An 8,920-nucleotide genomic window follows, 5' to 3' on the forward strand; every position below is an offset into this window, starting at 1 on the left:
TTTTGGTATTCTACTAAAACAAGCTTCCGTTAGTGCGGACTGCATGAGGAAACAACTCCTCATTGCCGATGGCCATAATCAAGCGGAAAGTGAATTAAAAGCCGTTCACTCTTTGGTTGAGAAAAAATGCGATGTCATCGTTTTGTACAGCCGAATGCTGTCGAGCGAACAAATCATTGCTCTCAACCAGTCTATCGACATTCCTTTGGTGAATGTTGGGCGTCAACTTCCTTCAGATGCGGGGTATTCCATCGCGTTTGATCAGAAAAATGCAATAAAAATGGCCGTCGACCATTTGATTGATTTGGGGCATAGAGACATCACCTATATTGGGCCAAAGCCGGTCACACCTACCTCCATTTCTCGCTCTCAAGGTTTTACTGACGCCATCAAATCACACTCTCATTTAACGATTGATACTCGAAAGCTCACATGCGAGTTTGGATTTATTGAAGGGTATGCTGCGGGAAAAGAGTTTGCCAAGCAGAAACGACTGAACACCTCCATCGTCGCCGCCTCTGATGATATTGCGACAGGGTGCATTAAAGCGCTCACTGAGGAAGGCATTCATGTGCCCAATGACGTCTCAATTATCAGTATAGATAATGACCCTTACAGCGCATTCATCGAACCCGCGCTCACCACGGTGGAAGTACCCATTAAGTCGATCATGGCTCAAGCGATGCTCGTCGCTCAGAAAATGATTGAAGGTAATGACAGCACGCAGCCTGAAATACTATGCGGTCAGTTGATCGTTAGGAGCTCCACCCGTCCCGCTACTCTCTAATTGTCCCGCCCCTTTCTTCACTGCGCTAGCAGAGATAGGGGCAACAAGGTTTCTACCCAGTCTTCCATCTACTTCCGCTTCACCATCTGCTTCCAGCTCACCGTCTGTTTCCAACTCACCATCTATTTCCATTTAACCTTTCCTCTTTCTCGTCACTTTTCAAGCAAACCGTACAGATAAAACTCGTCCAAAAATTAGACATGCGCTGCATATTTATTATGCATGCTTCCCATCCTAATCATTTTTATTGTATATATGTAACCGGTTACCGAAACCGGTTACATTATTATAATCAAGTCTACTTAGACGAGAACTAAGGATGGATACCATGAAAATATTTCTATGCTGCGCTGCCGGCATGTCGACGAGCATGCTTGTCAGCAAGATGGAAACAGCGGCAAAAGAGAAGAACATCGAGTGTGATATATCTGCGCATTCAATCTCTGAATTTGATGAGTGCATTAAGTGGAGTGACGTCTGTTTAGTCGCACCACAAGTGAAATTTAAATACGAGGAATTTAAACAAGTTGCATCTGATCTTGGAAAAGGATGCGGACTCATTGACATGATGAATTACGGGTTACTCAAAGGAGACGCAGTATTAGATCAGGCCCTCTCTCTTTACCCATCCAAAGAAGCTATGGAGAGTTAACAATGGCCGTTTTTGATCAAGTACTGAATTTTGTTGAAAAGGTTGTGGCGCCTGCCGCTGGAAAAATATCCGCGCAAAAGCACATTAACGCAATCAAAGATGGGTTTGTTTCCACCATGCCATTTCTCATTGTAGGCTCGTTATTACTGGTGCTGGCTTTTCCGCCATCAGAAGGTAACTTTTTCTTTGACGGGTGGCACGGGTTAATCGACCTCATTGGGAAAGAAAACATTCTGACCCCGTTCCAACTGAGCATGGGCATATTTGCACTTTACGCCTCATTCGGCATTGGTTTTAGCCTTGCAGAGGCATACAAACTTCGTCCAATGAATACTGGTATGCTCTCTATGTTCGCTTTTTTACTGGCGGCGGCGCCTATGGTGAATGTCGAAATAGGTGGCGTGTTACCCGGTGCTTTCCTAGGCGGTACGGGTGCTTTCACGGCGATTATTTGTGGTTTGCTTGTTCCAGAAATGCAAAGGCTTCTGATCAAATACAATATTCGAATTAAGATGCCCGAAGCCGTTCCACCAAAGATTTCGGCGTCGTTTGACCTGCTCATTCCAATCGTATTCATCTCTATCATTGTCATGACGATAAACGTCTACCTGGCTCAGCATGGCATGAAAATACCCGACGCCATCATGACGCTCTTCCAACCGCTCGTGTTAGCATCAGACAGCTATGTCGCGTGTTTGCTTGCCGTGTTGCTTGTTCAATTGCTCTGGTTCAGCGGCATTCATGGTGGCTCTGTTGTTGGCGGAATCATTGGCCCAATGCTACTGATCAATTTAGGCCTAAACCAAGATGCACTTGCGGCAGGAGAACCATTACCCGCGATTTTCATTAACCCAGTGATGGACTTCTTTATATTCGTCGGGGGTGCTGGCGGCACATGGGGCTTAGTGGTTCTCATGATGCGCTCTAAAGCCACTCAATTGAAAACCATCGGCAAGATGTCCATTATTCCAGGCACATTCAACATCAATGAGCCGGTCATTTTTGGTACGCCAATTGTCATGAACCCTATCTATTTCATCCCTTGGCTATTAGCTCCAACGCTCAACACGACCATTGTTTGGTTCGCATTTAAGTCAGGTTTGGTTGCCAAGATCATAGCGATTCCACCTTGGACGATGCCAGCACCGATTGGCGCAATCATCGCGACAAACTCAGGGACAGCGGCACTTGTCGTCGTGAGCAGTATCATTGTGAGCGCGATTGTTTTCTATCCATTTATGAAGGTGCATGAAAGGCAGTTACTGGCTGAAGAAAACGCACTGAATGAAACCGCAACAAACTCAATAAACGAAGGAAGCCTCGATGAATGTAAAAATTAACAGTAACGAAGATATTTCAGAAGAGTTTCTGATGACACTACTGTGCCAAGTTGGTGAGGCTCGTTCAACCTTCATGGAGGCGATGACAACGGCGCGTAAAGGCCAATTTCAGCAAGCCCATCAATTGTTGAAAGAGGGAGATTCTGCATTAGCAGAGGTTCATAAAGCTCAAACCTCTTTAATTGGGTTCGACGAAGGCGCAGGCAAAGTTCAGATGACACTGATTTTGACGCACATTCAAGATCATATTATGACAACCATGCTTTGCCGGGAATTAGCGGAAGAGATCATCACTATCCATCATCAACTCCAAAAGGTAATGAAGAATGAACAAGCGACTGTTTGATTTCACCGCGAACGATTTTCTATCGGCTTCACGACAAGAGATTGTGGACAGCATTAGAAACTCAGAAGGACGCACAATAATGGTGGAAAACGTCGTCGCCATTACGCCGCCAATCGATGTGGTGTCTGGTGCCGAAATCGCTGCCGCCTTTGGCGCCGATATGATCACGCTAAACTGTTTGGATGTGTTCGACCCTAAAATAAAAGTGCTGTCGGAAAATCCAGAAGACACCATGTCGATTCAGGAAGTTAAAGACGCGACAGGGCGATTGATAGGCTGCAATTTAGAGCCTGTTCCAGATAACGTTCAACACATCGATGTAGGGCGAACCGTCACAAAAGAGACTGTCGAGCGAGCAATAGAGATCGGTTTAGACTATGTCATGCTGACTGGAAACCCTGGTAATGCAGTGACGCAGGAAACCATTCTTGAGGCGATCAGCTTAGTCCGTCAGGTTTCCCAAGACATCATCGTTATCGCGGGGAAAATGCACGCAGGCGGTGTCGGCAATGATTATAACTTAGATATTATCAAGCATTTTGCTGAAGCTGGCGCCGATGTCATGATGTTTCCAGCCCCTTATACGACACCTGGGGTCGATGCAAACCTCGCACGCGAAATGATGAGCACCGTTCATCAAAGTGGCATGCTTGGCATGTTGGCGATTGGAACATCACAAGAAGGGGCGTCCGAGTCATACATAGAGCAAGTCGCCATGGCCTCGAAAGCCGCTGGCGCTGACATTGTGCATATCGGAGATGGTGGTTACAGCGGTATTGCACCACCTGAAAACATTATGCAGTTGGGGCTAACGCTTCGAGGACGACGTCATCAGTATAAGCGTATGGCGAACCGGAGATAACCCTCTCTAGTGAGTTCATCGCTTAGGTAAGACCAAGCCAGCCACTCTCCCTAGGCTGGCTTTTTTCATATTCGGCAGAGTTAACAACCGAGCCCAGATATCAACAGAATTATGCCAGATTCTCAAACTGAGCTTTGGTGATGCCGTACAGTACGCGGTCATCAAACCCTGACTCTAATTTGTAGTAGTCTTTTTGCGTCCCTTCTAGGGTATAGCCACACTTTTCCATTGTTTTGTAAGAGCCTACATTACTTAGATAGCAATCGGCGGTGACTTTATGTGCATCTAGCTCATTGAAAGCCAGCTGAGTCATAAAAGCACACGCTAATGTTGCAATGCCCTGCCCCCAAGCGTTTTCAGCAAGTTGATAACCCACTTCAAAGTTGCCTTGCGTAAACATAACACCGGGCAGGCCAGCCATTCCCATGTAGTTTCCTTCGAGATCATGAATGATCGCCGTTAGGCTTTCTGGCCATTCACCTTTTTTAATCGCGTCTTGCGTATTCTCAATGATCGGATTGAAAAAGCCTTCATACATTTCAACGGGAGCTGGAGCAAAGAACAGGTATTTCGCGACATTGGGATTGCCAAGCATTGTAATGATGTCTTTGAGATCGTTCTGTGTGATCAATCGAATCGTCAGCTTGTCATTTAAAGGGACAGCTTTACCTTGTTTAAATAGTGATAATGACACTGGTGTTACCTTGTTATTGAATATGCGGTTAGGATAAAGCTCGACGAATAATTAAGATTGAACTTTTGCGACATTTTTCAAGAAAGCGGAACACACCTTACTCAAAGTCTCCATACGCATCGATGACAAGATCTCTCGCATTCAGGTAGCCCGCTGGCGTCACGCCGATCACTTGTTTCATTTGCCTGATCAAATGAGGTTGGTCACTGAACCCAAATTGGTTCGCCATTTCGGCCCAGTCCGTTTTGTTCGGATTCTCATGAATGTACATAAAGAGCGCTTCGAACTTCACAATACTTTGGTACTGCTTAATGCCCATGCCAACTGTTTTCTTAAAGGCACGCTCTAATGTTCGTTTCGTGGTAAAACAGCGTTGTGCCAAACTATCACTGGTTAATAGCCCGTTGTGCTGTTCAATCAACACCGCCGCGTTTTCAACCAGCTTTGCCGATTTATCCGTTTGAGTCGACTCGACCAAAGGCAATAAATCTTGTTCAACACGCGCTAAGATGGTGGCAGTGTCGGCCTCTGCGATGAGGGTTTGATAAATGTTCGATGGCAGTAATTGATTGAGCCATTCGGCATCAAGGCAGTGATCGACCAGGCCAGATCCCCCCTGCTGCAGCTGATACAGTGCTGTCGGAGTAAAACGAAGTCCCAAGCGGGTTAGTGGTGCTTCATCTTTCAAAATCAATGTCTTAGTGCTTGGCGTGAGCAGGTGACATCCGGTGCCAACGAAATGGTTGGTTTTATTTTGGTAATCATACGGTTGAGAAGCGGGCGTTACGATGTAATGCGCATTCACATTCGGCACAAGCTGCGGCATGAAATCTATCGACTCACCCGGCTTAACGTCTAAGTACCACACCCAATCAACTAGGTGTTTAATAGACTCTATTTGGTGCTTCCAAGTAATCATGCTGCTCCCTTCAAACGATGCTATCAGTATATCGTTCAATAGGAAGGTATCAATACACCGCGCATCCAAATCCGTGTTCAAGCAACCTAATACCGGAAATACGAATAACAAATTCTATAAAGCGACTTCTATAGAGAGACGAATACAGCAGTAAGGCCCTCTAATTTTTTCTCCGTATTTGTAATCAGACACAGCAAAGAAGTGATGCTTGGTCGAAGCAAGATAAAGCGACATATTTTGATTCAATTAACGGGTAGAGCCTTGGGACATCAAAGCGCGTTTTCAGGTAGTGAACTATTCAGAAGAAACTGTCGCGAGAGAGGCCCAAAATGACCTCTCAGTTATTTGAAGTTACGTGGCTACTCGATGAATTCACTCACTTGCTTTCTTCTATTAAGAATGGCTTCGGTCATTCGCTCTCGAATGCCAATAGGCAGTAACCCGTGATCAATGAGTATTTCTTCCTCGGGGCTCCACGCGAAATGCATGCCTTTGGTTTTTCCTTCCACCGTCCAAGTTGCATGATAAAGCTCGTACGCTGGAACAGCGAGAATGTTGCAGCACGTTTCCTCTCCGTGAGAATCTGTGTATGTGATGTCAATCGCTCTTCTTTCACTCAAAAACATAGCGCACCTCGGTTTACATAAACGACATACTTTTTATCAGTCAGAGCAAAGGAATTGATATCTTCCGTTGGCCTATAGTCATATATATTTAGTGCAACTTCGCGTGCAGTTTCTGCTGTAGCAGTACTAATTTCAAGTGCGTAGATAACACCATTCACTTCAAAGCCCATGGTGTTTTCGTTATTTATATTCCTGTATACATGGACAGAGATCTTCTTCATTACGCTACCTTGTTTGATCTGTTTAAATTCTTACTCAGTCCGTCAAGAGATGGCGAATAACACTCTCATTGATCGACATTCATGAACTATTTCATAGCAAGTTATGAGTTGCTATGACTGGATACTTCTCTGCGCTTGATGAGATAAACTCTTACACTCTCTAATCGTAAGGGACATGTTTTCATCTAAGCAACGATTCTTGATTTCTTTCAGTACTTGGTGTTTACCATTCACATCACCTCGACCAATTGTTTTGCCTAAATAACGGCAAAGCTCATCGTCAGAATAAGCTTTTACCTGCTCTATCGACGCATCTTCAAGTGCCGTTCTGTGTGTGCTACTACAGCCGATCATAGCTAGAGCTATAAGCGCAACAATAACTGGTTTATTCATGAATTTACCTTTTTTGTTCCAGCCTCAATAATCAGGGGGTGCCTTAGAGTGGCGCTTAGCAATAACCCTTCTCTTAATAAGAACAGCTAAACTAAAGACTCATTAGCTGAAAGTGATCCCATTTTCTAGCTCAAAATTTTTCCCATTGACATTTTCCATTCGGAATCCACTGGGTAACAGAAAGCAAAAAGATCTTCGCACCTTTCTAATTCATAAAGTAATCAGGTTTTATCGATAAATCAGATAGGTCATTTAAAGGAGAGGAAAGAACGTCTTTGTAACTTATGTTTATCAATTAGCTGAATCTAGTTGACATCAAGGCTACGGGAGTGAGCTATTGTTTGGTTTACTTAAAAACTGTAGTGATAACCAATGAGTAGAAAAACTCATTGGTGGTGTAGATATTGGAAATTAAAAGCCCCCATCCTTTAACGAATGGGGGCTTTTTCTCTTCAACGTATTTTAGAACGAGACAGTGTCTTAATGAACGATAAATTCAATGCCTTGCACCTAGAAAACGTACACCGCACCGGAATCATCTGTTTCACCGCTATCTATATCTGTCAGACCACCATCGGCGCTGCCATCTTCTCTGACAGCCCCCACCGCAAGCGTGTTGCCATCGTTAGATAGGGCGATAGCCTCATTCTTATAGAGAGCATTAAAATTTCCTAAACCAAAATTATCCCCAGCGTCCGCATTCGCTGCTGTCACTTCTGTTCGCTTATTCCACACGTTATTGATGCCATCGTAACGATACACCAGAACTAACCCTTGGTTTAGATTTTGGTCTGGGTAAGCCTTTTCATTGTACGCAATAGTATTGCCATCACCAGATAGCGCTACGACGTTACTAACTTGTGTTACCTTAGGAAGGGTAGCGCTTTCCTCCCACTGCGTTAATAAGCTATTGTAGCGATACACCATCACTGCATAATTAGGATAATTAGCAGAGCACGATACCGCCAAGACGCTGCCATCCGTAGACAACCCTCCTACCTTAGCGTAGCAAGACTTATTGACAATCTCATCTTGATGGAGCTTCAAGTGACTGCTGCTCTCCTCTAGCCAGGTCGCCTGTTCCCCATCGTATCGGAACGTGTATATTGCCCCTGAATTGTATGCATCTTCATTTTCCCTATCACCCACAACACCCGAGTCCTCTTCTGGCGCTGAAATCGCAATCACCGAGCCATCCCCCGACACCACGATATAATGTCCAAATTTATCGTCAGCTTGTATAATATCTGTGGTTAGTTGCGCTTTTTCTGCCCACCCGGTCTCCAGATCTTGGTAGACATAGGCTGTATTTTCAGTACTTGAGCCCACCACCAATGTCTTGCCGCCTATGGCAGATAGCGCGACATCAATCCCAAAGTGATCAGAGGAACTTGTCATTACATGGGACTCACTCCAGCGCCCTGTGCTCTCATCGTAATCCAGCACTGTCGCTCTAGATCTTTCTCCTACAGCGAGTCTACTGCCATCTTGAGATATCGAGACACTGCGGCCAAATTGACCATCATCCACAGGCGTCGTGGCTTTCAAATACGCCGTCTGTGTCCATCGCCCATTATTTTCCAAATCCCGATAGATGTAGACCGCGCCAGAATCAGTCATCTCGTCATCGTCTGGATTAGTCACATCCCCACTGTCTTCATTCTGAACGCCAACGGCCAACACACGGCCATCCCCAGACAACGCCAATTCGGAGCCAAAAGAATCGCCCTCTCCCGCATTGGACGCCTTAAGGTATTGCTGATAGTCCAACAAATCACTCGTCGTCGTGCTCAGAGACAACTCACTCGTCTGCTCTGTATCGCCCGACGGCACGCTCGCCATCACAAAAAACGACGTCTCTTCTTCAAGGTACTTCAGCAGCGACCCATTCGGCATCATAGTTTCTGTCGCACCCCCTTCTACCGTCACCAGCACCTGACACGCATTCTCTTGCGCCCCGTCTTTCTCACACACCGTGTACACAATATTCGGATTGTTAGCACTCGCCGTCCAGGCTATCCTCTCTAGCGACACCTCGGTTAAATCGAACGGAGCCAACTGCCTAGACGCATCCAATGGC

General features: G+C 45.5%; 12 protein-coding genes. 5 read left to right on the forward strand and 7 right to left on the reverse strand.

The features are described 5' to 3' along the window. Nucleotides 1–787 (forward strand): substrate-binding domain-containing protein (locus tag BCU12_RS05930; protein WP_102403431.1); only part of this gene is annotated, 787 nt, incomplete at its 5' end. Here the strand turns inward: BCU12_RS05930 and BCU12_RS23095 are convergent. Next, nucleotides 737–919 (reverse strand): hypothetical protein, encoded by a 183-nt coding sequence (locus BCU12_RS23095; protein WP_133153817.1) that lies wholly within the window; start codon nt 917–919, stop codon nt 737–739. The genes BCU12_RS05930 and BCU12_RS23095 overlap by 51 nt on opposite strands. A 196-nt stretch (nt 920–1,115) precedes the next feature. Between BCU12_RS23095 and BCU12_RS05935 the strand changes: the two genes are divergently transcribed. The 4 genes from BCU12_RS05935 to BCU12_RS05950 are packed head-to-tail and all read left to right on the forward strand — an operon-like array spanning nt 1,116 to nt 3,987. Continuing rightward, nucleotides 1,116–1,439 (forward strand): PTS sugar transporter subunit IIB, encoded by a 324-nt coding sequence (locus tag BCU12_RS05935; protein WP_102403432.1) that lies wholly within the window; start codon nt 1,116–1,118, stop codon nt 1,437–1,439. 2 nt (nt 1,440–1,441) lie between these two features. Further along, nucleotides 1,442–2,779: a PTS transporter subunit EIIC gene (locus BCU12_RS05940; protein ID WP_102403433.1), complete on the forward strand. Its 1,338-nt coding sequence runs from the start codon at nt 1,442–1,444 to the stop codon at nt 2,777–2,779. Further along, a complete protein-coding gene (locus tag BCU12_RS05945; RefSeq protein WP_102403434.1) occupies nt 2,763–3,125 on the forward strand; it encodes a PTS lactose/cellobiose transporter subunit IIA in 363 nt (120 codons plus the stop codon). The genes BCU12_RS05940 and BCU12_RS05945 overlap by 17 nt, the downstream gene beginning before the upstream one ends. After that, nucleotides 3,106–3,987: a dihydrodipicolinate synthase gene (locus BCU12_RS05950; protein ID WP_102403435.1), complete on the forward strand. Its 882-nt coding sequence runs from the start codon at nt 3,106–3,108 to the stop codon at nt 3,985–3,987. The genes BCU12_RS05945 and BCU12_RS05950 overlap by 20 nt, the downstream gene beginning before the upstream one ends. 109 nt (nt 3,988–4,096) lie before the next feature. Here BCU12_RS05950 and BCU12_RS05955 read toward each other — a convergent pair whose 3' ends face one another. The 6 genes from BCU12_RS05955 to BCU12_RS05980 all read right to left on the reverse strand — a co-directional run. Beyond that, nucleotides 4,097–4,681 carry a GNAT family protein gene (locus tag BCU12_RS05955; RefSeq protein WP_102403436.1) on the reverse strand — a complete coding sequence of 195 codons (585 nt, stop codon included), beginning with the start codon at nt 4,679–4,681 and terminating at the stop codon, nt 4,097–4,099. 97 nt (nt 4,682–4,778) lie between these two features. Next, nucleotides 4,779–5,600 (reverse strand): AraC family transcriptional regulator, encoded by an 822-nt coding sequence (locus tag BCU12_RS05960; RefSeq protein ID WP_102403437.1) that lies wholly within the window; start codon nt 5,598–5,600, stop codon nt 4,779–4,781. Nucleotides 5,601–5,959: 359 nt separating this feature from the next. Continuing rightward, nucleotides 5,960–6,226 (reverse strand): hypothetical protein, encoded by a 267-nt coding sequence (locus tag BCU12_RS05965; RefSeq protein WP_102403438.1) that lies wholly within the window; start codon nt 6,224–6,226, stop codon nt 5,960–5,962. After that, entirely contained in the window at nt 6,217–6,447 is a 231-nt protein-coding gene (locus BCU12_RS05970; RefSeq protein ID WP_102403439.1) for a hypothetical protein, read from the reverse strand. The genes BCU12_RS05965 and BCU12_RS05970 overlap by 10 nt, the downstream gene beginning before the upstream one ends. A gap of 111 nt (nt 6,448–6,558) precedes the next feature. Next, entirely contained in the window at nt 6,559–6,840 is a 282-nt protein-coding gene (locus BCU12_RS05975) for a hypothetical protein (protein ID WP_102403440.1), read from the reverse strand. Nucleotides 6,841–7,350: 510 nt separating this feature from the next. Beyond that, the coding region (locus BCU12_RS05980) for an FG-GAP repeat protein (RefSeq protein ID WP_133153818.1) at nt 7,351–8,920 on the reverse strand (1,570 nt) is incomplete at its 5' end.

It is taken from the genome of Vibrio sp. 10N.261.55.A7, assembly GCF_002877365.1.
In the GTDB taxonomy this organism is placed as follows: Bacteria; Pseudomonadota; Gammaproteobacteria; order Enterobacterales; family Vibrionaceae; genus Vibrio.

Bases quoted from the DNA above. Each gene is read 5' to 3' on its own strand.
- BCU12_RS05975 (WP_102403440.1), bottom strand. From the start codon at position 6,840: ATGAATAAACCAGTTATTGTTGCGCTTATAGCTCTAGCTATGATCGGC.
- BCU12_RS05935 (WP_102403432.1), top strand. From the start codon at position 1,116: ATGAAAATATTTCTATGCTGCGCTGCCGGCATGTCGACGAGCATGCTT.
- BCU12_RS05970 (WP_102403439.1), bottom strand. From the start codon at position 6,447: ATGAAGAAGATCTCTGTCCATGTATACAGGAATATAAATAACGAAAAC.
- BCU12_RS05940 (WP_102403433.1), top strand. From the start codon at position 1,442: ATGGCCGTTTTTGATCAAGTACTGAATTTTGTTGAAAAGGTTGTGGCG.
- BCU12_RS05960 (WP_102403437.1), bottom strand. From the start codon at position 5,600: ATGATTACTTGGAAGCACCAAATAGAGTCTATTAAACACCTAGTTGAT.
- BCU12_RS05950 (WP_102403435.1), top strand. From the start codon at position 3,106: ATGAACAAGCGACTGTTTGATTTCACCGCGAACGATTTTCTATCGGCT.
- BCU12_RS05965 (WP_102403438.1), bottom strand. From the start codon at position 6,226: ATGTTTTTGAGTGAAAGAAGAGCGATTGACATCACATACACAGATTCT.
- BCU12_RS05945 (WP_102403434.1), top strand. From the start codon at position 2,763: ATGAATGTAAAAATTAACAGTAACGAAGATATTTCAGAAGAGTTTCTG.
- BCU12_RS23095 (WP_133153817.1), bottom strand. From the start codon at position 919: ATGGAAATAGATGGTGAGTTGGAAACAGACGGTGAGCTGGAAGCAGAT.